20 protein-coding genes are annotated in these 22,074 nt (G+C 67.5%); 15 read left to right on the top strand and 5 right to left on the bottom strand.

Going from position 1 to position 22,074, the window contains the following annotated elements:
• From C7401_RS34505 to phaR, 3 genes are all read left to right on the top strand, one after another.
• A partial coding sequence (locus C7401_RS34505) for a hypothetical protein (RefSeq protein WP_146758003.1) occupies nucleotides 1-99 on the top strand: 99 nt, incomplete at its 5' end.
• Nucleotides 100-275: 176 nt separating this feature from the next.
• Nucleotides 276-1,016, top strand: a complete 741-nt coding sequence (locus C7401_RS34500) for a 3-ketoacyl-ACP reductase (protein WP_112176432.1) — start codon at nucleotides 276-278, stop codon at nucleotides 1,014-1,016.
• A 124-nt stretch (nucleotides 1,017-1,140) separates the two neighbouring features.
• Nucleotides 1,141-1,746 carry a polyhydroxyalkanoate synthesis repressor PhaR gene (gene phaR, locus C7401_RS34495; RefSeq protein WP_112176430.1) on the top strand — a complete coding sequence of 202 codons (606 nt, stop codon included), beginning with the start codon at nucleotides 1,141-1,143 and terminating at the stop codon, nucleotides 1,744-1,746.
• Between the two features lie 127 nt (nucleotides 1,747-1,873).
• On the opposite strand, the gene C7401_RS34490 is transcribed toward phaR, so the two are convergent.
• Nucleotides 1,874-2,101: a helix-turn-helix domain-containing protein gene (locus tag C7401_RS34490; RefSeq protein WP_112176428.1), complete on the bottom strand. Its 228-nt coding sequence runs from the start codon at nucleotides 2,099-2,101 to the stop codon at nucleotides 1,874-1,876.
• A 318-nt stretch (nucleotides 2,102-2,419) separates the two neighbouring features.
• Here C7401_RS34490 and rimO point away from each other — a divergent pair, with 318 nt between their 5' ends.
• The 5 genes from rimO to C7401_RS34465 all read left to right on the top strand — a co-directional run bounded on the left by rimO (nucleotide 2,420) and on the right by C7401_RS34465 (nucleotide 7,929).
• Nucleotides 2,420-3,757: a 30S ribosomal protein S12 methylthiotransferase RimO gene (rimO, locus tag C7401_RS34485; RefSeq protein WP_208949065.1), complete on the top strand. Its 1,338-nt coding sequence runs from the start codon at nucleotides 2,420-2,422 to the stop codon at nucleotides 3,755-3,757.
• Nucleotides 3,758-3,762: 5 nt separating this feature from the next.
• Entirely contained in the window at nucleotides 3,763-4,701 is a 939-nt protein-coding gene (locus C7401_RS34480; RefSeq protein ID WP_112176424.1) for a sugar kinase, read from the top strand.
• Between the two features lie 63 nt (nucleotides 4,702-4,764).
• Complete coding sequence (bktB, locus tag C7401_RS34475; RefSeq protein ID WP_112176422.1) at nucleotides 4,765-5,949, top strand: beta-ketothiolase BktB; 1,185 nt, start codon at nucleotides 4,765-4,767, stop codon at nucleotides 5,947-5,949.
• Nucleotides 5,950-6,007: 58 nt separating this feature from the next.
• Nucleotides 6,008-6,598: a hypothetical protein gene (locus tag C7401_RS34470; protein WP_112176420.1), complete on the top strand. Its 591-nt coding sequence runs from the start codon at nucleotides 6,008-6,010 to the stop codon at nucleotides 6,596-6,598.
• A gap of 125 nt (nucleotides 6,599-6,723) precedes the next feature.
• Nucleotides 6,724-7,929, top strand: coding sequence for a cystathionine beta-lyase (locus C7401_RS34465; protein ID WP_112176418.1), 1,206 nt, complete (start codon nucleotides 6,724-6,726; stop codon nucleotides 7,927-7,929).
• Between the two features lie 81 nt (nucleotides 7,930-8,010).
• On the opposite strand, the gene serB is transcribed toward C7401_RS34465, so the two are convergent.
• The gene (gene serB / locus C7401_RS34460) at nucleotides 8,011-8,850 is read right to left on the bottom strand and encodes a phosphoserine phosphatase SerB (protein WP_112176416.1); all 840 of its coding nucleotides are present in this window, start codon (nucleotides 8,848-8,850) and stop codon (nucleotides 8,011-8,013) included.
• A 361-nt stretch (nucleotides 8,851-9,211) separates the two neighbouring features.
• Between serB and ligD the strand changes: the two genes are divergently transcribed.
• The 3 genes from ligD (at nucleotide 9,212) to C7401_RS34445 (ending at nucleotide 12,349) form a co-directional block, all read left to right on the top strand.
• Nucleotides 9,212-10,267: a non-homologous end-joining DNA ligase gene (ligD, locus tag C7401_RS34455; RefSeq protein WP_112176414.1), complete on the top strand. Its 1,056-nt coding sequence runs from the start codon at nucleotides 9,212-9,214 to the stop codon at nucleotides 10,265-10,267.
• Between the two features lie 183 nt (nucleotides 10,268-10,450).
• Nucleotides 10,451-11,467, top strand: a complete 1,017-nt coding sequence (locus tag C7401_RS34450) for a zinc-binding alcohol dehydrogenase family protein (RefSeq protein WP_112176412.1) — start codon at nucleotides 10,451-10,453, stop codon at nucleotides 11,465-11,467.
• Between the two features lie 312 nt (nucleotides 11,468-11,779).
• Nucleotides 11,780-12,349, top strand: a complete 570-nt coding sequence (locus tag C7401_RS34445) for a DUF6013 family protein (RefSeq protein WP_112176410.1) — start codon at nucleotides 11,780-11,782, stop codon at nucleotides 12,347-12,349.
• 57 nt (nucleotides 12,350-12,406) lie between these two features.
• Here the strand turns inward: C7401_RS34445 and C7401_RS34440 are convergent, their stop codons facing one another.
• Nucleotides 12,407-13,219: an ABC transporter permease gene (locus C7401_RS34440; protein ID WP_112176408.1), complete on the bottom strand. Its 813-nt coding sequence runs from the start codon at nucleotides 13,217-13,219 to the stop codon at nucleotides 12,407-12,409.
• The gene (locus C7401_RS34435) at nucleotides 13,216-13,962 is read right to left on the bottom strand and encodes an ABC transporter ATP-binding protein (RefSeq protein ID WP_112176406.1); all 747 of its coding nucleotides are present in this window, start codon (nucleotides 13,960-13,962) and stop codon (nucleotides 13,216-13,218) included. Before C7401_RS34435 ends, C7401_RS34440 begins: the two co-directional genes overlap by 4 nt.
• A gap of 176 nt (nucleotides 13,963-14,138) precedes the next feature.
• Here C7401_RS34435 and C7401_RS34430 point away from each other — a divergent pair, with 176 nt between their 5' ends.
• Nucleotides 14,139-16,658, top strand: a complete 2,520-nt coding sequence (locus C7401_RS34430) for an AsmA family protein (protein WP_112176404.1) — start codon at nucleotides 14,139-14,141, stop codon at nucleotides 16,656-16,658.
• Nucleotides 16,659-16,728: 70 nt separating this feature from the next.
• Here the strand turns inward: C7401_RS34430 and C7401_RS34425 are convergent, their stop codons facing one another.
• Nucleotides 16,729-17,229 (bottom strand): hypothetical protein, encoded by a 501-nt coding sequence (locus C7401_RS34425; protein ID WP_112176402.1) that lies wholly within the window; start codon nucleotides 17,227-17,229, stop codon nucleotides 16,729-16,731.
• A gap of 470 nt (nucleotides 17,230-17,699) precedes the next feature.
• On the opposite strand from C7401_RS34425, the gene C7401_RS34420 reads away from it, so the two are divergent.
• The 3 genes from C7401_RS34420 (at nucleotide 17,700) to C7401_RS34410 (ending at nucleotide 22,011) form a co-directional block, all read left to right on the top strand.
• On the top strand, nucleotides 17,700-19,364 hold the full coding sequence (locus C7401_RS34420) for a sensor histidine kinase (RefSeq protein ID WP_112176400.1): 1,665 nt from the start codon (nucleotides 17,700-17,702) through the stop codon (nucleotides 19,362-19,364).
• 55 nt (nucleotides 19,365-19,419) lie between these two features.
• Nucleotides 19,420-19,917 (top strand): response regulator, encoded by a 498-nt coding sequence (locus C7401_RS34415; RefSeq protein ID WP_112176398.1) that lies wholly within the window; start codon nucleotides 19,420-19,422, stop codon nucleotides 19,915-19,917.
• A 93-nt stretch (nucleotides 19,918-20,010) separates the two neighbouring features.
• Nucleotides 20,011-22,011 (top strand): hybrid sensor histidine kinase/response regulator, encoded by a 2,001-nt coding sequence (locus C7401_RS34410; protein ID WP_112176396.1) that lies wholly within the window; start codon nucleotides 20,011-20,013, stop codon nucleotides 22,009-22,011.
• The last annotated feature ends 63 nt before the right edge of the window (nucleotides 22,012-22,074 follow it).

Below are 22,074 nucleotides of genomic sequence, written 5' to 3'. Positions count from 1 at the left end.
CTGCTGCACGAAATGCAGCGCCGCGACGCGAAGCGCGGCCTCGCCTCGCTGTGCATCGGCGGCGGCATGGGCGTGGCGCTCGCGCTCGAACGCGCGTGACGGGAGTGCCGGGGCGGGCCGCTAGCGGTTCGCCCCGGCGCCGCGACGAACGCGCAGGTCACTTGAGCGGTGGCCCGCGAACGGCGCAGGCGGAGACAGCGGGAAGGAGCGAGGCCGGAGCCGTTGATCAACGCTGACGATCGGCGCATCCGGAAAACGATAATGGAGTGTGGTTTATGTCAGAGCGTATTGCGTACGTAACGGGCGGTATGGGCGGTATCGGAACAGGCATCTGCCAGCGCCTCGTCAAGCAGGGTTTCACGGTGGTCGCCGGCTGCGGCCCGAATTCGCCGCGCCGCGTGAAGTGGCTCGAAGACCAGAAGGCGCTCGGCTTCGACTTCATCGCCTCGGAAGGCAATGTGGGCGACTGGGATTCGACGCGCCAGGCGTTCGACAAGATCAAGGCGGAGGTCGGCGAAGTCGACGTGCTCGTGAACAACGCCGGCATCACGCGCGACGTGGTGTTTCGCAAGATGACGCGCGAAGACTGGACGGCCGTGATCGACACCAATCTCACGAGCCTCTTCAACGTCACCAAGCAGGTGATCGACGGCATGGTCGAGCGCGGCTGGGGCCGCATCATCAACATCTCGTCGGTGAACGGTCAGAAGGGCCAGTTCGGGCAGACCAACTATTCCACGGCCAAGGCGGGCATTCACGGCTTCACGATGGCGCTCGCCCAGGAAGTGGCGACCAAGGGCGTGACGGTCAATACCGTCTCGCCGGGTTATATCGGCACGGACATGGTGAAGTCCATCCGTCCCGACGTGCTGGAAAAGATCGTCGCGACGATTCCCGTGCGCCGTCTGGGCGCACCCGAGGAAATCGCCTCGATCGTGGCGTGGCTCGCCTCCGACGAGTCAGGCTTTGCAACCGGTGCTGACTTCTCGCTGAATGGCGGGTTGCACATGGGCTGATCCCCGCGTAGCAGGGATCGAGGGCGGCAGCGGGCCTGTTTGCACACCGGGGCAGGCCGCTACCGGGCTAGACCAACGCGCGACGGCAGTGGCCGCCGCGCGTTGGCGCTAACAAGGGCGACACATGACGACTACAAAGAAAACCGCCGAACGTCTCATCAAGAAATATCCGAATCGTCGGCTGTACGACACGGAGACGAGCACGTACATCACGTTGACTGATGTGAAGCAACTCGTGCTGGATCAGGAGGAGTTCAAGGTCATCGACGCGAAGACCAACGAGGATCTGACGCGCAGCATCCTGCTGCAAATCATTCTCGAAGAGGAAAGCGGCGGCCTGCCGATGTTCTCGTCGTCGATGCTGTCGCAGATCATCCGCTTCTACGGCCATGCGATGCAGGGCATGATGGGTACCTACCTGGAAAAGAACATCCAGGCGTTCATCGACATCCAGAACAAGCTTGCGGACCAGTCGAAGAGCCTTTACGAAGGCAACGCGATGAACCCCGAAGTCTGGTCGCAGTTCATGAACATGCAGGCGCCGATGATGCAGGGCATGATGACGAGCTACATCGAGCAGTCGAAGAACATGTTCGTGCAGATGCAGGAGCAGATGCAGAACCAGGCGAAGAACATGTTCAGCAGCTTCCCGTTCAAGCCCGCAGCGCCGGGCGGTGCGGCGGCGCCTGCCCAGGGCGCGCCCGAGGGCGGCGAGGAAGAGAAGAAGTAAGCGACGGCCGGTGGGTTGCGCCGCTTCGCGGCGCGTCGTAACTGGCGCGCGGCCGGGCGCAGCCTTGGCGCTCGTCGCGCTACGCCACGGGCGGCCACGCCTCGCCACGCGGCCGATGCAAGCGCTTTCAGGCGCGCTGTAAATCGCGCAAGGCTTCGGGGTGCGCCACGGCCACCCGCAGCAGCATTTGCGCGGCGCCGGTGGGTTGACGGCGGCCTTGCTCCCAGTCCTGTAGCGTGCGTGTGGAAACGCCCAGCAACGCCGCGAACGCACTTTGCGAGAGCCCGGCCTTGGAGCGCGCGAGCGCCGCAGCCGTGAGCTTGTCTCGCGAGATAAGCGTCGGGTTCTTGTTCACGTTGGGTGTCTCCGCGTTGCCGGTTGAAGGGGGCCATGAACCGCGCACGAGGTTCTGGCGGCCGGAATTATGCGGCGGGGCCGTAGCCGGGCGAGAAAAAGGTGACGGAAGTTTGATCCAGTCGATATTTCATTCGACCCTGACGGCCCGGGCGTGCGGGCCGTTATGCTGCACCGCACGATACGCCAAACGGGTAAAATGGCGGATTGGCAAGATCCTCGCGCCGCGCTTAATTCGCCCCGCGCCCCACATCCGGACGTACACGTGAAAAACCCTGTTGAATCAACGACCTCCCGCAACCCCGCTCCGCGCGTCGGGATGGTTTCCCTCGGCTGCCCGAAGGCGCTTGTCGACTCCGAGCAGATCATCACTCAGCTGCGCGCCGAGGGATATGAAATCTCGGGTTCCTACGACGGTGCGGATCTCGTGGTCGTGAATACCTGCGGCTTCATCGACGAAGCGGTGCAGGAGAGCCTCGACGCGATCGGCGAGGCGCTTTCCGAGAACGGCAAGGTGATCGTCACCGGGTGTCTGGGCAAGAAGGCCAGCGCGAGCGGCTCGAACCTGATCGAGGAAGTGCATCCGAAGGTGCTCGCCGTGACCGGCCCGCACGCCGTGGGCGAGGTGATGCAGGCGGTGCACAGCCATCTGCCCAAGCCGCACGATCCGTTCGTCGATCTCGTGCCGGCCGCCGGCATCAAGCTCACGCCGCGCCACTACGCGTATCTCAAGATCTCCGAAGGCTGCAATCACCGCTGCACGTTCTGCATCATCCCGTCGATGCGCGGCGACCTCGTGTCGCGCCCGGTCGCCGAGGTCATGCTCGAAGCGGAAAACCTCTTCAAGTCCGGCGTGAAGGAACTGCTCGTGATCTCGCAGGACACGAGCGCCTACGGCGTGGACGTGAAGTACCGCACCGGCTTCTGGAACGGCAAGCCGATCAAGACGCGCATGACCGACCTCGTCGCCGCACTGGGTGAGCTGGCCGCGCAGTACGGCGCCTGGGTGCGCCTGCACTACGTCTACCCGTATCCGAGCGTGGACGAAGTCATTCCGATGATGGCCGAAGGTCCGTTCAAGGGCCATGTGCTCCCGTATCTCGACGTCCCGTTCCAGCACGCGCACCCCGAGGTGCTCAAGCGCATGAAGCGCCCCGCAAACGCGGAGAAGGTGATGGAGCGTGTGAAGGCGTGGCGCGAAATGTGCCCCGATCTGACGATCCGCAGCACGTTCATCGCGGGCTTCCCGGGCGAGACCGAGGAGCAGTTCGAAACGCTGCTCGATTTTATTCGCGAGGCCGAGCTCGACCGCGTGGGCTGCTTCGCCTATTCGCCGGTCGAAGGCGCCACGGCTAACGAACTCGACGGCGCGCTGCCCGACGAGGTGCGCGAGGAGCGCCGTGCGCGCTTCATGGAAGTGGCGGAGCAGGTTTCGGCCAAACGCATCCAGCGCAAGGTCGGCAAGACGCTCAAGGTGCTCATCGACGAGATCAACGCCGATGGCGGGATTGGCCGCACGGCGGCCGATGCGCCCGAGATCGACGGCGTGGTGTATGTCGCGCCCGCGACCAAGGCGTCGAAGCGCTACAAGGTCGGCGACTTCGTGTCGGTGAAGATCACCGGCGCGGACGGCCACGACCTGTGGGGCGAGGTCTGAACGGCATGACGAGCGGCGCTGCGCAAGTCCTCGCGTATGGCGAGGCCATGGTCGAGTTCAACCAGGCTTCGCGGGATCGTCCCGAATACCTGCAAGGCTTCGGCGGCGACACATCGAACTTTGCCATCGCGGCGGCGCGCCAGGGCGCGCGCACGGGCTTCGTCTCCGCCGTCGGCGACGATCACTTCGGACGCCTGCTGATCGACCTGTGGACGCGCGAAGGCGTCGACACGTCGGCGGTGCGCGTGGACGCCACGGCGCCCACGGGCGTCTACTTCGTTTCGCACGGGCCGGCCGGCCATGCGTTCGACTATCTGCGCAAGGGCTCGGCCGCAAGCCGTTACACGCCGGGCGACTTGCCGCGCGATGCGATTGCCGCGGCGCAGGTGCTGCATCTTTCCGGCATCAGCGTGGCGATCAGCGACAGCGCGTGCGACGCGGCGCTCGCCGCGGTCGAGCACGCGCGCGCCAACGGCGTGCGGGTGAGCTTCGACACCAATCTGCGCCTGAAACTCTGGCCGCTCGCGCGCGCCCGCGCCGTGATGAACGAGGTGCTGCGCCTGACCGACATCTGCCTGCCGAGCTGGGACGACGTTGCCGTGCTCACGGGCCTGGACGACCGCGATGCGATCGTCGATTACCTGCTCGCGCGCGGCGCACGCGTGGTGGCGCTCAAGCTCGGCAAGGACGGCGCCTACGTGGCGACACCGGGCGAGCGGCGCGTCGTGCCAGGCCACGTGGTCGCGGCCGTGGACGCCACGGGCGCGGGCGATTGCTTCGGCGGCGCATTCGTCGCGCGGCTCGCGGCCGGCGACGACCCGTTCGCCGCCGCGCGCTACGCGAACGCGGCGGCCGCGCTTTCGACCCTGGGCTATGGCGCGGTGGCGCCGCTTCCGTATCGTGAGGACGTCGAGCGCATGCTGGCCGCGCAACCGGCCGGCTGAGCACGCGACGTTTCAGCAAGAAGAACAAGATTCATTTCAATCAGAAAGACGAGGAGCAAGACAATGGAACGCGAAGTAGTGGTGGTGAGCGGTGTGCGTACGGCAATCGGCGACTTCGGCGGCAGCCTGAAGGACTTCTCGCCGACCGATCTCGGCGCGCGCGTGGTGCGCGAAGTGCTCTCGCGCGCGAACGTGGAAGGCGACGCGGTGGGGCACGTGGTGTTCGGCAACGTCGTGCACACGGAGCCGAAGGACATGTACCTCGCGCGCGTGGCCGCGATCAACGGCGGCGTCGCGCAGCACGCGCCCGCGCTGACCGTGAACCGTCTGTGCGGCTCGGGCCTCCAGGCCATCGTCTCGGCGGCGCAAACCATTCTGCTCGGCGACGCCGACATCGCGATCGGCGGCGGGGCGGAAAACATGAGCCGCGCGCCGTACTCGATGCCGGCTGCGCGCTTCGGCCAGCGCATGGGCGACACGCAACTCGTCGACATGATGATCGGCGCGCTGCACGACCCGTTCCAGGCGATCCACATGGGCGTGACGGCGGAAAACGTCGCGAAGAAGTTCGGCATCACGCGCGAGGCGCAGGATGCGCTCGCGCTCGAATCGCACCGCCGTGCCGAGCGCGCGCTCGCCGAAGGCCGCTTCAAGGACCAGATCCTGCCGATCTCGCTCAAGTCGAAGAAGGGCGAAGTGGTGTTCGACGCCGACGAGCACGTGCGCCACGGTGCGACGCTCGAGGACTTTTCGAAGCTCAAGCCCGTGTTCGCGAAGGAAAACGGCTCGGTCACGGCGGGCAACGCATCGGGCATCAACGACGCCGCTGCCGCCGTGCTGCTGATGAGCGCCGACGCTGCCCGTGCACGCGGCGTGAAGCCGCTCGCCCGCCTCGTTTCGTACGCCCATGCGGGCGTGGATCCGGCTTACATGGGCATCGGCCCGGTGCCGGCCACGCAGAAGGCGCTCGAGCGCGCGGGCCTGAAGGTCAGCGACCTCGACGTGATCGAGGCCAATGAAGCCTTTGCGGCGCAGGCCTGCGCGGTTTCGCAGGAACTCGGGCTTGACCCGGCCAAGGTCAATCCGAACGGCTCGGGCATCTCGCTCGGTCACCCGATCGGCGCGACCGGCGCGCTCATCACCGTGAAGGCGCTTTATGAACTGCAACGCATTGGCGGGCGCTATGCGCTCGTGACGATGTGCATCGGCGGCGGCCAGGGCATTGCGGCCATCTTCGAGCGCATTTGATCCGCCGGCTCGCCCCGTCCGCCTTGCAAGTGAGGGAAGGACACAGATGGAAGTTGTGATGCAAGCACAGCGGCCGCCGCGCGCGGCCGCTCGACCCGGCGATAGCGGTCGCGCCATAAAGGCGCGCGGCTGGCTCGTGATCGCTGCGGCGGCGGTGGCAGTGGCGGCGCTTGCGCTGCCGCTCGCTGCGCACGCGCAGAGCGCCGCCGCGTCGCCGCTCAAGCCGAACCCCGAGTTCGCGAAGCTGCCGCAATACGTCGGCACGCTCGGCAAACGCCCGATCGTCATGCGCCTGGGCGCGAAGACCGACGACGACGACCCGACCGGCGTGCACGGCGAATATCAGTTCACGGACACCGGCGAGGTGAACCTGATCGCGGGCGACCGCGACGGCGCCACGCTCGAAGCCGAGGACTCGAACGACGGCACGCATATCAGCGGCAACTGGGTGGGCACGTTCGCCGAAGACGGCGCGCTCACGGGCGAGCGCATGGAACCCGACGATTCCAACCCGGTGCCGTTCGACTTGAAGCCGGTTGCGCAAGGCAGCACGGCTGCGGCGGCTCCCGTTTCTGCCTCTACTCCCACGTCCGCCTCGAAGGGTGGCCAGGCCGTGAACGGCGTGGGCAATCTCGTCATCGGACAATAAGCGCGGCCGCGGGTGTTACTCTTCGGTATGCGGTGTTGCAAGCGCGCGCGGGCCCCACGGCTTCCATGCCGAATGGCCAGCCGCGCGCCGCAACGTGACCGCGCCTCAACCGAATTCGCTCCGACATGAAGAAATCCGACTCCAGCCGCGCGTTGCAGACGCGCATCGTTCACCCGCAAGACGACCTCACGCCCGGCTTCGAATCGTTTGCCGCGCCCGTCACGCGCGCTTCGACCGTGGTGTTTCCCGACCTCGCATCGGTGCGCGCGCTCGACTGGCGCAACGACGCGCAATGGCGCTACGGCCTGCACGCCACGCCCACTTCGGCCATGCTTCAGAAGCGGATTGCCGAGATCGAAGGCGGCGAGTATGCGTTGCTTCAGCCGTCGGGACTGTCGGCCATCTCGAACGTCTACTTCGGACTGCTGAAGTCCGGCGACGACGTGCTGATCCCCGATAACGTCTATTCGCCGAACCGCGATCACGGCGACTGGCTCGCCCGCGATTTCGGCCTTACGGCGCGCTATTACGACCCGATGATCGGCGCGGGCATCGCCGACCTGATCCAGCCGAACACGAAGCTGATCTGGCTGGAGGCGCCCGGTTCGGTCACGATGGAAGTGCCCGATACGCGCGCGATCACGGCGGTGGCGCGCGCGCGCAACGTCATCACGGCGATCGACAATACGTGGTCGGCGGGTCTCGCGTTCAAGCCGTTCGAGCACGGCATCGACATTTCGGTGCAGGCGCTCACCAAGTACCAGTCGGGCGGCAGCGACGTGCTGATGGGCGCGACCATCACCGCCGACCGCGATCTGTATCTCAAGCTCAAGGCTGCGCGCATGCGGCTTGGCATTGGCGTGTCGGTGGACGACTGCTCGCTCGTGCTGCGCGCGCTGCCGAGCATGAAGGCGCGTTTCGAGGCGCACGACAGCACGGCGCTCGCGCTTGCGGGCTGGCTCAAGGCGCGCCCCGAAATCGCGACCATGCTGCACCCCGCATTCGAGGACTGCCCGGGCCACGCGTTCTACAAGCGCGACTTCACGGGCGCGGGCGGCCTCTTTTCCGTGGTGTTCGACGAGCGCTACAGTGCGGCGCAGATCGACAGGTTCTGCGAGTCGCTCGAACTCTTCTCGCTGGGCTGGAGTTGGGGCGGGGCGCATAGCCTTGCCATGCCGTACGACGTCGGCTCGATGCGCACGGCCGCGAGCTGGCCGCATCGCGGCACGCTGGTGCGCTTCTACATCGGTCTCGAAGACGAAGCCGATCTGCGTGCGGACATCGAGCGCGCGCTCGCGAGGCTCGCGGAAAAAGCCAGTACGCCTGAATAAATCGCACTATGCAAAAACGGCCGCTCGCGCCCATAGGGACGCGAGTGGCCGTTGTTATTTGCGGCCGCTGTGAACGTGCGATCAGAAGAGGCGCAGCAGCCCGTCGAGCCCGACGAAGTTGAACGCGACGCTTGCCGCTTCGCGCACCACGGGTTTCGCGCGGAACGCCACCGAGAGGCCCGCCACACCCATCATCTTGAGGTCGTTCGAGCCGTCGCCCATCGCGATCGCGCGGCGCGGCTCGATGCCGATCTGCGCGCAGGTTTGCGCGAGCGTACGCGCCTTCACGTCGGCGTTGACGATCTCGCCGACAACGCGGCCCGTGAGCTTGCCGTCGACGATTTCCAGCGTGTTCGCGTGCGTGTAGTCGAGCCCGAGGCGCGCCTTCAGGCGCTCGGTGAAGAACGTGAAGCCGCCGGAGACGAGCAGCGTCTTCAGGCCCGCGGCCTTCGCGCCCGCGAGCATGCGCTCCGCGCCCGGCGAGAGTTGCAGGCGCTCCTCGTACACGCGCTCCAGCGCGCTCGCGTCGAGACCCTTGAGCAGCGCCACGCGGCGCGTGAGGCTTTCGTTGAAGTCCTTGATTTCGCCGCGCATCGACGCTTCGGTGATTGCCGCGACTTCGGCCTTCAGGCCGCAGAAGTCCGCGATCTCGTCGATGCATTCGATCGTGATGAGCGTCGAATCCATGTCCATCGCCACGAGGCCGAAATCGGCCAGCGCGCGGCCCGCTTCGACGAAGGCGTAGTCGAGCTCGTGCGTGCCGCAGTAGACGTCCAGATCGGCGCGCTGGGCGGGCTCGGCGTTCTCGATGCGGATCGCGTGAGCGTCGAGCGGGGTGAGGCGGCTGCCGCGCGCGAGCGCGAGGAGCGCCTTGTGGTGGGCGGTGTCGAGCGGAGCGGGACTCTGGATGACGAGATTCATGGCTGGGCGGGCAGAGCCCCGGTGCGGCGTCGGCGGGGCGGACGGGTGAAAAGGGCGCATGTCGCGCGCGTGAGGCGCTGCGGCGCGCGCGGCAAAGCGCAATATTGTAACTTCTCGACGCTTGCGGCGGGCCGCGCGCCCCGGTTTCAACCCGTCCGGTTGCCCTCGATGCCGCCCTGATTCATAGAGATGTTGGGCCGCGCCGCGTACACCTTACGGCGACGAAAGCGCCCATTCGAGGCACAATGAAAGCACGTGCGGCGATCCGACGGGGGCGGCCGCCGCGTGCCGTCAACCAAACGTGTCGCGACTCGCGTCGCGCGACGCGCCATGTGCGTCGTGGCGCACCAGGGGAACCGGTATGCAGGACGCTCTCAAGGCCAAAGCAGCCACCACTGCCCGAACGCCGCGCGGCGAGCGGGCCCAGACTTCGGACGCCGCCGCGCCGGCCTCGCTCGCCGCGTCCGTGCACCGCTCGCCTCGCGCCGCCCGGCGCCGACGCCCCGGGAGCGCCGCCGAAAGCGAAATCGCCGGCATACGCATCACGAGCGCCCGGCGCGTTATCGACGCCGACAGCGGCACGCACAAGCTCGAACTCGTGCGCTACTACGCGCGCGTCGCGCCCTGGATCCTGCCGCATCTGCGCGAGCGCCCGGTATCGCTCGTGCGCGCGCCGCGCGGCCTGAGCGGGGAAACGTTCTTCCAGCGCCACAGCGGCCGCGCGCCGCTGCCCGAGCTTACGGAGCATGAAGGGCTCGATCCGGGCCATCCGGCGCTGCTCACCATCGACACGCCCACGGCGCTCGTGAGCGCCGCGCAGATGGACGTGATCGAACTGCACACCTGGAACGCCTGCGTGGGCGACATCGAGCGGCCCGACCGCGTCGTGTTCGACCTCGACCCCGATCCGGCGCTCGGCTGGGACCGCATGATCGAAGCGGCGCAGCGCACGCGCGCGTTGCTCGCGGAGCTCGGCCTCGAATCGTTCTGCAAGACGAGCGGCGGCAAGGGCCTGCACGTCGTCGTGCCGCTCACGCCCGCGGCGGGCTGGGACGAGGTGAAGGCCTTCTCGCGTGCGGCGGCGCAGCATCTGGCCTCCATGTGGCCCACGCAGTTCACGGCGACGATGGGCCCGGAGCATCGCAAGAAGAAAATTTTCATCGATTACCTGCGCAACGCGCGCGGCGCCAGCACGGCGGCTGCGTACGGCGTGCGGGCGCGGCCGGGCATGGGCGTGTCCGTGCCGATCGGCTGGGACGAACTGGAAGCGACGACGGGCGGCGCGCATTGGATCCTTTCCAACATCGACACGCGCCTCGCGGCGATCGAGCACGCCGATCCTTGGGACGCCTATGGGCGCGTGCAGCAGAAGCTGACGGCGGAGTTGACGTTCGAGCTGGAAGCGGGCGGGAAGTAGCGGCGCATTGGTGAGCAACAAGCGGGCAACAAGCGGGCAAATCGAGACCAGACCGGCGATCATTTTCAAAAATCGCCAAAGAAAGTTTCGCGGATTGCGCCGCTACCGGGGGCGGATGGCGCCACCTAAGATGGTTTCGAACGGCGCCACCCGGCGCCGGCCCATCCCGCCCAGGAGCTTCTGATGAAAGCCGTCGCCCTCTACCGCTATCTTCCGATCGACGACCCCGAATCGCTCGTCGATGTCGAGTTGCCCACGCCCGTTCCCGCCGGTCACGACGTCCTCGTGAAGGTCGAGGCGGTGTCCGTGAACCCGGTCGACTACAAGGTGCGTGCGCCGAAAGCCACCGTCGAGAGCGCGCCGCGCGTGCTCGGCTGGGATGCGGCGGGCGTCGTGGAGGCGGTCGGCCCCGAGGTCACGCTTTTCAAGCCGGGCGACGCGGTGTTTTACGCGGGCGACATCACGCGCGCCGGTTCGAACAGCGAGTATCAGCTCGTGGATGAGCGTATCGTGGGCCGCAAGCCGGCTACGCTCGACTTCGCGCATGCCGCCGCGCTGCCGCTCACCGCGATCACCGCGTGGGAGGCGTTGTTCGCGCGCCTGGGCGTCTCGCCGCACGGCGCGGACGCCGGCAAGTCGGTGCTGATCTTCGGCGGGGCGGGCGGCGTCGGTTCGATCGGCATTCAACTGGCCAGCCAGGTCGCGAAGCTCACCGTCGTCGCGACCGCCTCGCGGCCCGAATCGGCGCAATGGGCGCAGTCGCTCGGCGCGGATCACGTCGTCAATCACTATGGCGACATTCCCGCGCAGTTGAAGGCGCTCGGTATCGATAGCGTGGATTACGTCCTGATCTTCAACGACACCGACGCCAACTTCCCGGCCGCCGCGCAGGTGATCAAGCCGCAGGGCGACATTGCGACCATCGTCGAAAATGACAAGCCGATTCCCGTCGAGTTGCTCAAGGCGAAAAGCGCCGCGCTGCACTGGGAGTTCATGTTCACGCGCTCGATGTTCAGGACGCCCGACATGATCGAGCAGCACAAGCTGCTCACCGAAGTGGCGCGGCTCGTCGACGCGGGCACGCTGCGCACGACGCTCGGCGAGGTGCTCGGCACGATCAACGCGGCGAACGTGCGGCGCGCGCACAAGCTGCTCGAAGAAGGGCGCGCCATCGGCAAGCTGGTGCTGAGCGGCTTTTGATGCGCGGCTTCTGATTCGCGGCCTTTGATCCGTGGTTGCGCCGACCTTGCCGCCTATGCAAAGCGGGTGAGGCACGGCGCGCGGGCGCATGCCGTCGCGCGGCAAGCAAATTACGCGCGCTGGCAAGCGGGATAAAACCTGGTCCGTTCGATGCGTACCCTCGGCGCAAGCCGTCGCGCGGCGCGCTAGACTGCTAACAGACCATCCGCCGCACGAGCGCGGTGCGTCGTGCCCGACCTGCGCGGCTTGCCGCGTTCGTTGCGCACGCCGTCAACGCGATCGGGCGCGGCCGTTCCCGCCAGGAGGTGACGCATGCCTTGCCGCAGCTCCCGCCATACTCGCCGCCGCCACGCGGCGCTTGCCCGGTTCGTTTTCGCCGTTTCCTGCGCGTTCGCGCTGCCCGTGTTCGCGGCCACGCCGATCACGGTCACCTCGAAGGCCGCAACCGACGGGCCGATCCGCTACACCGTGCGGGTCGCGTCGAAGCAGTTCGGCAACGCCCAGGAGACCCGTACGCTGCGCTCGGGCGACACCGACGATTTCACCTGGCGCACCACGCCGCCGGGCGGCGCCGTCGCCACGCCGCAAGGCTGTCCGGACTACGCTACGCTGCCGCTCGACGCGAACGGCGCAATGGTCCGGCAGACCCAGTTGCGCCTCGCGCCGATCGTCGCGAGCAACGGCACGGCCACCGTGCAGGTGAGCTTCCGCGCCCAGGCGCCGCACGGCACGCAATCGGTATCGAGCAACGGCGCGCAGATCACGTGTCCCGCCGTGGTCGCGCATAGCGAAGTCGCGCACCTCACGATGCCGACCAACGGCACCGCGAAAACGCTCACGCTCAGCGACGGCACGCAGATCACGATCTCGGCGCAGCGCTAGCAGGGCGGACGGCGCGCGCTTTGTGCTGCCGGTGCGTCTGGTGCACCTCGTGCGCGGCTAGACGCGCGCGTTGCGCTCGACGAGCCGCGTGGCGAGAAAGCGATGCTCGGGTGAGAACAGCCGCCGGTAGGCGAGCAGCACCGCGCCCACCGTGCCGAGCGCCGAAGACGCCGCGATCAGGAACATGATCACGATCTGGTAGCGCACGGCTTGAAGCGGCGACTGGCCGGCGAGCACCTGGCCCGTCATCATGCCGGGCAGGCTCACCACGCCCACCACAGCCATCTGGTTGAGCGTCGGGATCATGCCGGCGCGCACCGCCTCGCGCGCGCTCGCCTGCGCGGCCTCCCAGCGTGTTGCGCCGAGCGCGAGCGCGCTTTCCACGCGGTCGCGCCGCGCGGTCAGCTCCTGCATCATGCGCTCCACGCCGAGCGACACGCCCGTGAGCGTATTGCCGAGAATCATCCCGAGGATCGGAATCGCATACTGCGGCTCGTACCACGGCCGGATGCGGATCACCACGAACAGCCCCACGGCCGCCACGAGCCACGCGCTCACCCAGATCGACACGATGCTGTCCGCGCGCTGGCCGCCGTAGCTGCGCGTACCGCGCTGTGCGCCCGCGAAGCCCGCGATCAGCGTCATCAGCGCCATCAGCGGCAGTACCACGTACCAGCGATTGAAGGCGAACACCCAGCCGAGCACGTAGCCGATCGCGAGCAGTTGCACGACGGTGCGCACGGCCGCCCAGGCGAGCTTGCGTTCGAGGTCGAGCTTGAGCAGCACGGAAACCGCGCCGTTCACGAAGACGAGCAGCGCCGCGATGGCGACGTCGCCGATGCCGAGGTTCTGCAACACGCCTGGGCTCATGGCGCGGCTCCCTGTGTGGTCACCACCTGCGCGGCCGGTTTCTCGAGCACGCCGGCACGCATCGTCAGGTGCCGCGTGCCCACGCGCTGCGCCTGCGCGGGATCGTGCGAAACCCAGACGGTCGCGCGCGCGGCGCTCGCCTGATCGAACCAGGCCGCCACGAGCGCTTCGACCCCGCGCGCCGACTCGGGATCGAGCGATGCCGTCGGCTCGTCGAGCAACAATGCGTCGGGGTCGAGCTGGAGTACGCGCACGAGTGCGACGATCTGCGCCTCGCCGCCCGAGAGTTCGGAGGTCAGGCGGCCGAGGAAGTCGCTCGCGCGGCCGGCGGCGTCGAATAACGCGCGGGCGCGCGCCGCGTCGAAGCGCGCGTCGCGATAAACGGCGAGCGTGTAGGGGTAGCGCAGGTTGTCCTCCACGCTGCCGTCGAGCAGCGCGGGCCGCTGCCGCAAATACGCAATATGCCGCCGATAGCGTACGATGCGCGCGCGTGTGACATGTTCGCCGTGCCAGAGCACCTCGCCGCCATCGGGGGCGTCGAGCAGGGCGAGCGCACGCAGGAACACGCTTTTGCCCGAGCCGGACGGCCCGGTCAGGACGCAGCGCTCACCCGCGCGCAGCGCGAAGTCGGTGGGTTGCAGCAGCCATTGGCCGCGCTGGGCGTCGCGCCGCGCGAGCGAGCGCGCCTCGACGAGCGGCGTGCCTTCGTCTTGTGGAGTGGAAGAATTCTTGTGCGTAAGCATCGGAAGATTGCAAACAAGGCGTTCATGCAGCGTGCGGCGCGTAGTCAACCGGTCCGTGAGCCCGCAAGTCAGCCGGTTAGTCGGCCCGTAAGTCGGCCCGATGTAACCGGGCACGCTGACTGCTCTTACGGTGTTGCATGGCAGGCGAAACAACAACGGAAAAACATGGAGTACGCATGACGTCACCGCAACCCAACGCTTTCAGCCTGGGCCGCACGCTCGCCAGGATCATCGCATGGCTCGTTGTGCTTGTCGTCGTGTTGATTGCCGCGCTCGCGGGTTTCATCCTCTTGTTCGACTGGAACCACGCGAAGCCCTACGTGAACGACAAGGTGAGCGAGGCGATCGGGCGGCCATTCGCGATTGAAGGCGACCTCAAGGTCGGCTGGCGCAGGCCGCCTGGCGAAACGGGCTGGCGCGCCTGGGTGCCCTGGCCGCGCTTTTCCGCCACGCAGATCGCAATCGCCAATCCCGCCTGGACCCAGTCCCCGCATTTCGCCACGCTCGACGAGATCGACTTCGAAGTGGCCGTGTTGCCGCTGCTCGCGCACGACATTGTGATTCCTGCGATCAATCTCGTGAATCCGTCCGTCGACGTCGAACGTCTCACCGACGGCCGCAATAACTGGACCTTCCAGTTGCCCGCTTCGAGCGGGCCTTCCACGTGGCGTCTCAATCTGCACGACATCACGTTTTCGAGCGGCAACATCGCCGTGAGCGATCAGCAGACGAAAACCGACGTGAAGATCGCCGTGAGCCTGCTTGGCCAGGGCATTCCGATCGGCGAGGTGATGGCGCAGCAGGAAGCCGCGTCGCGCCAGGGCTCGGCGCAGGTGATCGGCCGCGCGGGCGCGAATCGCCTCGCGCAGCAGGCGCGTGAGCAGGCGGCCTCGGAGGCGGCGGCCGCCAGTGCTGCCAGCGAGGCCGCCGCGGCGAGTGGCGCAGTGGCCTCGGGGGCGATTGGCGCGGCGAGTACGGCAAATGCAACGAGCGCGCCGGGCGTAACGAGCGCAACGAGCGCGCCCGCAGTGGGCTCGCAGGCGCTTGCCGCGAGCGCCGCCTCGGGTGCATCCGGCGCAAAGCCGCCCGCCCGGCAGCCGTTCTACGCGATCGGCTGGACGATCAAGGGCACGTACAACAAGACGCCGCTCTCGGGCGAAGGCAAGCTCGGCGGCGTGCTCGCGCTCCAGGATGCAAAGCGCCCGTTCCCGATCCAGGCCGACGTGCGCGCGGGCGACATGCATATCGCGCTCGTCGGCACGCTCACCGACCCCGCGCATCTGGCCGCCGTCGACTTGCGTCTGTGGCTTCAGGGCCAAAGCATGGGGCATCTCTACAACCTAACCGGCGTGACGCTGCCCGAGACGCCGCCTTACGCCACCGAGGGACACTTCGTCGGCCAGTTCCATCGCGGCGCGAGTGTGTTCCGCTACGAGAACTTCACGGGCCGTGTGGGCGGCAGCGACCTGAACGGCACGCTCGTCTACGAGCAGCGCTCGCCGCGGCCGCTGCTCTCGGGCGTGCTGGTCTCGAACCTGTTGCAGTTCTCCGATCTCGCGCCGATCATCGGCGCGGACAGCAAGGCGAGCAAGGAAAAGCGCGGCGACACGGTCAGCCAGCCCGCCGACCGTGTGATCCCCGTCGAGCCGTTCCGCACCAACCGCTGGAACGCCATCGACGCCGACGTCAAATTCACGGGGCGGCGCATCATCAAGCAGGGCAGCCTGCCGATTCAGGACCTCTATACGCACGTGAGCATGACGAACGGCGTGCTCGTGTTCGATCCGCTGCAATTCGGCGTGGCGGGCGGCACGCTGGCCACGCGGCTTTCGCTCGACGGCAGCGGCGAGCCGCTCAAGGCGCGCGGCACGGTGGAGGCGCGCCATCTTAAGCTCAAGCAGTTGTTCCCGAGCGTGAAGTCGATGCAGTCGGCGCGCGGCGAGATCAACGGCGACGCGTCGCTGTCGGCCACCGGCAATTCGCCGGCGGCGCTAGCCGCGACCTCGAATGGCGAAGTGAAGCTGCTCGTCACGCAGGGCACGATCAGCCGCCTGCTCATGGAGGCGGCGGGCCTGAACGTGGCGAACGTGGTCTACGAAAAACTCTTCGGCACGCGCGACGTGAAGATCAATTGCGCGGCGGCGGACTTCGTCGCGACCAACGGCACGCTCGATCCGCGCGTGTTCGCGCTCGACACCGACGACGCGGTGATCAATATCGACGGCCCGATCAATCTGCACGACGAGTCGTTGGACATGAAAGTCCATCCCCACACGAAGGGCTTTCGCATTTTCACGCTGCGCTCGCCGCTCTACGTGAAGGGCACCTTCAAGAACCCGCACGTGGGCGTGGATGCAACGGCGCTTGCGCTGCGCGGCGGCGCGATGATCGGGCTCGGGCTGATCAACCCGTTCGCCGCGTTGATCCCGCTGATCGCGCCGAGCAACAACAAGCCGCTGCCGTGCGACGAGCTGTTCGCGCAGATGCGTCAGCACCCGGTGGCGCCGCCGCCGGGCCAGAGGATGCACGCGGCGGCGCTGCCGAAGCCGCCGGCGGGGAACGCGACAAACGCAGGAAGTGGCGCGAAGGAAGGCGGCGGGAAGTCCACGGGCGGCAACGCGAGCCCGGCTACGCGAACGCAGCCTGCGCCGTCCACGCCGCAATCGGGGCCGTCGAATCTCTACCGGGGAAGCTAAGCGTGAGGGCGAACAAGAACGCGCCGGGTGGCTCGCACCCGGCGCGTTCCGTGAAACCGGCGCTGCCCGCCTAGCGCAGCGAGCGCGGTGCCGTGTCGCCCGCGGCGTCCTGGCGGCGCGTGACGCGCCGCGAAGTCATCGACGGACGCGCCGCGCCGAACTCGGGCAGGATCCGCCCGCGCGCGCGGCTCGCGAACACGAGAAAACCGAAGCCGTCCGCCTCATACCAGTAGCCGCCGTTTTCGAGGCCTTCGATCGGTTGCTCGAGCGCATGCGCGATCGATTCGATGCAGCGTTTGCGCAATTCGCTCGTGCCCGGATACGGCGGCTGTGCGCCACGCACGCTGCACAGGAGTACGTCCAACCCTGGCAGGACATGGGCGTACAGCACTGGCTCGTCCTGAGCGCGCGCACGCGCGATCTTGGTATCGAGTTGGCCGAACGGTTTGAAGTGGCTCAGCACGGCGAGAAACGACTCGTCGCCATCAGCCTTGATGCGTTTGCGCTTTTTCGGGAAGGACATAAAAATTCGCCTGAAAAAGGTGGATTGCAAAACACTCAGCGTTCCCATGCGACCACTCCCGGACTGGTGCGCCGCACGTCGATCCGTTATAGCACACGGATTTGCAGGGTTCACGAGGATAGAAACGGGGACGCGCCGCGATCACGGCTTGCGGCTCGTGTTGTGCGTTGGCGCGCTACGCCGCTCGCACGTCATGCCCCTGTCCAACCCTCATTGCGTCCGCAAACGTCATGCCGGATCGCACGTTGCGCTCATGTAGATATCCCGGCGCTCTCTCGCTTGTCTCCGGTCTCAATAATAGACCTGTGTGTCCGTGGAGTGTGGCGAATTGCCGCAAAAAAGCGGGTTTTCCACGAACCAGGGTGCGTGGCGCCACACAGATTGTCATCCTGAAAATTCGCGCAGATAATGTTGCGGTTCCGGCGTTCGCGGCCCCGGCCGGGCCGCGCGGGCCAACGCGGCGCGAGGCACGGCGCGTCGTGCGGACCGGCCACTGACCGGACTCCAGACAGACCCACATGAAACTGTTCGCCAAGGGGCTCTTGCTGATCGCGATACCGAGCGTGATCGAACTGGCGCTGCTCGGCGTCGTGTTCGACACCCAGGGCGAGGCCGCGCTCGCGGCGAAACGCGCGGAGAATACCCAGCAAATCCTCTGGCAGGCCACGAGTCTCGTCGACCCGTTGTTGCGCGAAGCCGCGCGCCTGCGCACGGGCGTCATGCTCGAAGATCCTTCCTTCATCGACCGCCGCGCCGTGTGGACCGAGTTCACCGACCGCATCACGCTGCTCGCCAGCATGGTGGCCGACAATCCCACGCAGCTCGCGCGCGTGGAGCACATGCGCGCGGCTGCTTACGCGTGGCGCAAGGAGGCGGGCGATATCGCCGATGCATTGCGCATGGGCCACAGCGCACCGTTCGCGCAGGCGGCCGGCGACGGCTTGCCGCCCGAGATCGACACCGTGCGCCAGGTGCTGGGCGAATTCATCGCCGAGGAAACGCGGCTCGACGAGGCGCGCGCGGCCATGCTGCGCGAGACGCGCGAGCGTCAACAGGACGCGCTCATTTTCGTGGTGGTGGGCTCGATGCTGATCTGGGGCTTCACGGCGATGGCGTTCGCGCGCAACGTGGGCGTGCGCTTGGCCGCGCTCGGCGCGAACGCGCAGCGGCTGGGCGAGGGCGCCACGCTCGCGCCGCGCCTTTCGGGCAACGACGAAATCGCGGCGCTCGATGCCGTGCTGCACCAGACGAGCGTGCGGCTGCAAGCGGCCGAGCGCGAGCAGACCGCGCTAAAGGCGCAGCTCCAGGCGCGCGCGGCCGACCTCGCGCGCGCCAACGAGCATTTGCGCCAGGAGACGCAGGACAACGAGATGTTTATCTACAGCGTCTCGCACGATCTGCGCTCGCCGCTCGTCAATCTCCAGGGCTTTTCGAAGGAGCTACAGGTCTCCTGCGACGAGTTGCGCGCGCAGATCGATTCGGCCGGCTTGCCCGGGCACGAGCACCGCGCCATGGCCGAGATCCTCGACGGCGACGTGGACGAATCATTGCAATTCCTGCGCCAGGCGGTCTCGCGCGCGGCGGCCATCATCGACGCGCTGCTGCGCATTTCGCGCGCCGGGCGGCTCGAATACCGCTGGCAGCGCGTGAACGTCGCGCGGCTCGTGGAGCGTGTGCTGGGCGGCCTGAGCGGCCCGAGCGGGGAGCTCGCGCGGACCGCGCGCATCGAGGTGCGCGAGTTGCCGCCCGCCTGGGGCGACCCCGTCGCGCTCGAGCAGATTTTCGGCAACCTCGTTGACAACGCGCTGCGGCACCTCGACCCGGCACGGCCGGGGCGCATCGAGATCGGCGCGCTCGACGCGGGAAGCGCGACAGGCAGCGAAGGGCACGAGGAACCGGCGGACGGGCAAGCCGAAAAAGACGTGCGCGCGACGCCGGGCGAGCGGACACGGACCTATTATGTGCGCGACAATGGCGTTGGGATTGCGCAGGCCTACCTGCCGAAGCTCTTTCGCGCGTTTCAGCGCTTGCACGGCGGCGATTCGGCCGGGCAGGGCACGGGCCTCGCGCTCGCGCGACGCATTGCGGAACGGCACGGCGGCCGCATCTGGGTCGAGTCGACCGAAGGCGCGGGCTCGACGTTCTTCGTCGCGCTGCCGGACCAGCCCTTGCGCACCGCCTAGCGGCAACCTTTCAACAAGCAGGCAATAGACCCTTGCAGCACGTGGGAGTGTCGAGATGAAGAACGGGGAACAGGTCAGCATCGTGCTGATCGAAGACGACGACGGGCATGCCACCCTGGTCGAGCGGAACCTGCGGCGCTCGGGCATCTCGAACGGCTTCGTGCGTTTTCGCGACGGCCAGGAGGCGCTCGATTACTTTTTCGGCGCGCCGGGCACACAGGGCGCGGAGAATGACGCGCAAAGGGACGCACGCTATCCGTCGCGCGACGCGCTTGGCAACTTCGTCGTGCTGCTCGATCTGCGCATGCCGCGCGTGGACGGTTTCGAGGTGCTGCGGCGCCTGAAGGCGGAGCCCGCCACGGCCTCGGTGCCCGTGATCGTGCTCACGACCACCGACGACCCGCGCGAGATCGAACGATGCTACGAACTCGGCTGCAACGTGTACATCACGAAACCGGTCGAATATGACGCATTCATCGAGGCCGTTCGGCGACTCGGTTTCTTTCTCCAGGTCGTCAAGCTGCCGCCTGGTCATCGTTTCGCCCAACCCTGATCCGTTGCCACTGACTCACGCATCACGCATGGACTCTTCACCCCTCGCCACACGGCCGCAAGCGCGGCCCATGCCCGAACGGACGCTTCGCGCATGACTGACGCAACCACGATGCTGGTCGGTGCGCGCGTGCTCGTCGTCGACGACGACGAAGGCATCCTGCGCCTCGCCCGCAAGTCGCTCCTGCGCGCCGGCGCGCGCGTCGACACCTGCCCGGGTGTCACGGAGGCGAGCGCGCTGCTCGCCGCCCATACGCCCGACGTGCTCGTGCTGGACTACCAGCTCGACGGCGCCGAAACAGGCCTCGACTTTTTTCGCCGGCTGCGCGCCGACGACGTGCGCGTGCCCGCCATTCTCGTGACGGGCTTCACCGACGAGTCGCGCGTGATCGCCGCGCTGCGCGCAGGTGTCTCGGACGTGGTGCCGAAGTCGGGCGACTATCTCGACTATCTGCCGGAGGCGGTGGCGCGCGTGCTCTCGCAGGTCGCGCTGCAACGTGCCTCCGACGAAGCGCTGCTGCTGCGCGATCGCGAGGAGCACTACCGCACGCTATCCGAGGCGCTGCCCCACCTCGTGCTCACCTGCGGCGCGGACGGCAATTGCGACTTTCTCTCGAAGCAGTGGCTCGACTACACGGGGCTCGACGCGCGCGACGCGCAAGGCCTCACGTGGCTCGATGCCGTGCACCCCGACGACCGCGAGGAGATCCGCCATACGTGGCTCAGGTCCGTGGGCAGCGGCGCCACCGACTATCGCCACGAATTGCGCATTCGCCGTCATGACGGCGTGTACCGATGGTTCGACGTTCGCATCGTGGCGATGCGCGACCCGCGTGGCGGCGTGAACAAGTGGTTCGGCAGTTGCACGGACATCGATTCGCAGCGCGAAGCAACCGAGGAGCGCGAACGTTTGCTCGCCTCGGAGCAGGCCGCGCGCCAGGCGGCGGAGGAGGCCAATCGCGCGAAAGACCGTTTCCTCGCGATGCTCTCGCACGAGCTGCGCACGCCGCTTACGCCGGTGCTCGCGGGCACGCGCCTGCTCGAACAGATCGACGGGCTGCCCGAAGCCGCGCGCACGGGCGTGCTGATGATCCGCCGCAACATCGAGCTGGAGGCGCGCCTCATCGACGATCTGCTCGATCTCACGCGCGTGGCCAACGGCAAACTGAGCCTCGCGCTCGACACCGTCGACGTGCACGAAGTCATCGAGGCGGTGCTCGAACTCTTTCACAGCGAAATCCAGATCAAGCAGCAGGACGTCCATGTGGATCTGCGCGCGCAGCATCACTACGTGCGCGGCGATCGCGCGCGGCTGCAACAGATGCTCTGGAATCTCGTGCGCAACGCCGCGAAGTTCACGCCCGACGGCGGCCACATCTATGTGCGCACGCGCGACGAGCGCATGCACGTGGAAATCGAGGTGGAAGACACCGGCATCGGCATTGCGCCCGAGCAGATCGGCAAGCTCTTTCACGCGTTCGAGCAGGGCAGCCACAACCTCACGCGCCAGTTCGGCGGCCTCGGCCTCGGGCTTGCCGTGACGCGCGCGCTGACCGAGGCGCATGGCGGGCGCGTGAGCGCGAAAAGTCCGGGCGCGCATTGCGGCGCGACCTTCACGATCGTGCTGCCCACCGCGGTGCCGGGCGAAGGCGCGGCGGCCACCGCCGAGCTGCGTGGTCCACACCGCGAGGGCGCATTGAACATTCTGCTGATCGAGGACCACGAGGACACCGCCGAGGTGATGTCGCAACTCATGCGCGCGAGCGGCCACGAGGTGGCGGTGGCGGGCAGCGTGGCCGGTGCGCTGGCGCTCACGGCCGGCATGCGTTTCGACCTCGTGGTGAGCGACATTGGCTTGCCGGACGGTTCCGGCATCGATTTCATCCGTGCGTTCCGGGCACAATCGTCGGCGCCGGCTATCGCGCTCACGGGTTTCGGCACCGAAGACGACGTGCGCCGCAGCGTCGAGGCGGGCTTTACCGCGCATCTTACGAAGCCCGTCAACTTCGAGCAGCTCGAACGGCTGATCGAAGAGGCGCTGGCCGCGCGCGCGGCGGCGCCGTTCGGGCCGGACGCGGCGAGCCCCGCGCCCTGAGCGTCGCCGGGCGGCACGGCAAGGGCGAAAAAAACCCGCGCGGCCTTGCGGCGGCGCGGGCTT

Origin of the sequence: Paraburkholderia unamae (assembly GCF_003268775.1) — a bacterium.
GTDB lineage: Bacteria > Pseudomonadota > Gammaproteobacteria > Burkholderiales > Burkholderiaceae > Paraburkholderia > Paraburkholderia unamae.
This window is presented reverse-complemented; position numbering and strand designations above follow the sequence as displayed.

Bases quoted from the DNA above. Each gene is read 5' to 3' on its own strand.
- C7401_RS34430 (WP_112176404.1), top strand. From the start codon at position 14,139: ATGACGTCACCGCAACCCAACGCTTTCAGCCTGGGCCGCACGCTCGCC.
- C7401_RS34480 (WP_112176424.1), top strand. From the start codon at position 3,763: ATGACGAGCGGCGCTGCGCAAGTCCTCGCGTATGGCGAGGCCATGGTC.
- C7401_RS34470 (WP_112176420.1), top strand. From the start codon at position 6,008: ATGCAAGCACAGCGGCCGCCGCGCGCGGCCGCTCGACCCGGCGATAGC.
- C7401_RS34435 (WP_112176406.1), bottom strand. From the start codon at position 13,962: ATGCTTACGCACAAGAATTCTTCCACTCCACAAGACGAAGGCACGCCG.
- C7401_RS34440 (WP_112176408.1), bottom strand. From the start codon at position 13,219: ATGAGCCCAGGCGTGTTGCAGAACCTCGGCATCGGCGACGTCGCCATC.
- C7401_RS34445 (WP_112176410.1), top strand. From the start codon at position 11,780: ATGCCTTGCCGCAGCTCCCGCCATACTCGCCGCCGCCACGCGGCGCTT.
- C7401_RS34420 (WP_112176400.1), top strand. From the start codon at position 17,700: ATGAAACTGTTCGCCAAGGGGCTCTTGCTGATCGCGATACCGAGCGTG.
- C7401_RS34500 (WP_112176432.1), top strand. From the start codon at position 276: ATGTCAGAGCGTATTGCGTACGTAACGGGCGGTATGGGCGGTATCGGA.
- C7401_RS34410 (WP_112176396.1), top strand. From the start codon at position 20,011: ATGACTGACGCAACCACGATGCTGGTCGGTGCGCGCGTGCTCGTCGTC.
- rimO (WP_208949065.1), top strand. From the start codon at position 2,420: ATGGTTTCCCTCGGCTGCCCGAAGGCGCTTGTCGACTCCGAGCAGATC.
- C7401_RS34465 (WP_112176418.1), top strand. From the start codon at position 6,724: ATGAAGAAATCCGACTCCAGCCGCGCGTTGCAGACGCGCATCGTTCAC.
- C7401_RS34425 (WP_112176402.1), bottom strand. From the start codon at position 17,229: ATGGGAACGCTGAGTGTTTTGCAATCCACCTTTTTCAGGCGAATTTTT.
- serB (WP_112176416.1), bottom strand. From the start codon at position 8,850: ATGAATCTCGTCATCCAGAGTCCCGCTCCGCTCGACACCGCCCACCAC.
- C7401_RS34450 (WP_112176412.1), top strand. From the start codon at position 10,451: ATGAAAGCCGTCGCCCTCTACCGCTATCTTCCGATCGACGACCCCGAA.
- ligD (WP_112176414.1), top strand. From the start codon at position 9,212: ATGCAGGACGCTCTCAAGGCCAAAGCAGCCACCACTGCCCGAACGCCG.
- bktB (WP_112176422.1), top strand. From the start codon at position 4,765: ATGGAACGCGAAGTAGTGGTGGTGAGCGGTGTGCGTACGGCAATCGGC.
- phaR (WP_112176430.1), top strand. From the start codon at position 1,141: ATGACGACTACAAAGAAAACCGCCGAACGTCTCATCAAGAAATATCCG.
- C7401_RS34415 (WP_112176398.1), top strand. From the start codon at position 19,420: ATGAAGAACGGGGAACAGGTCAGCATCGTGCTGATCGAAGACGACGAC.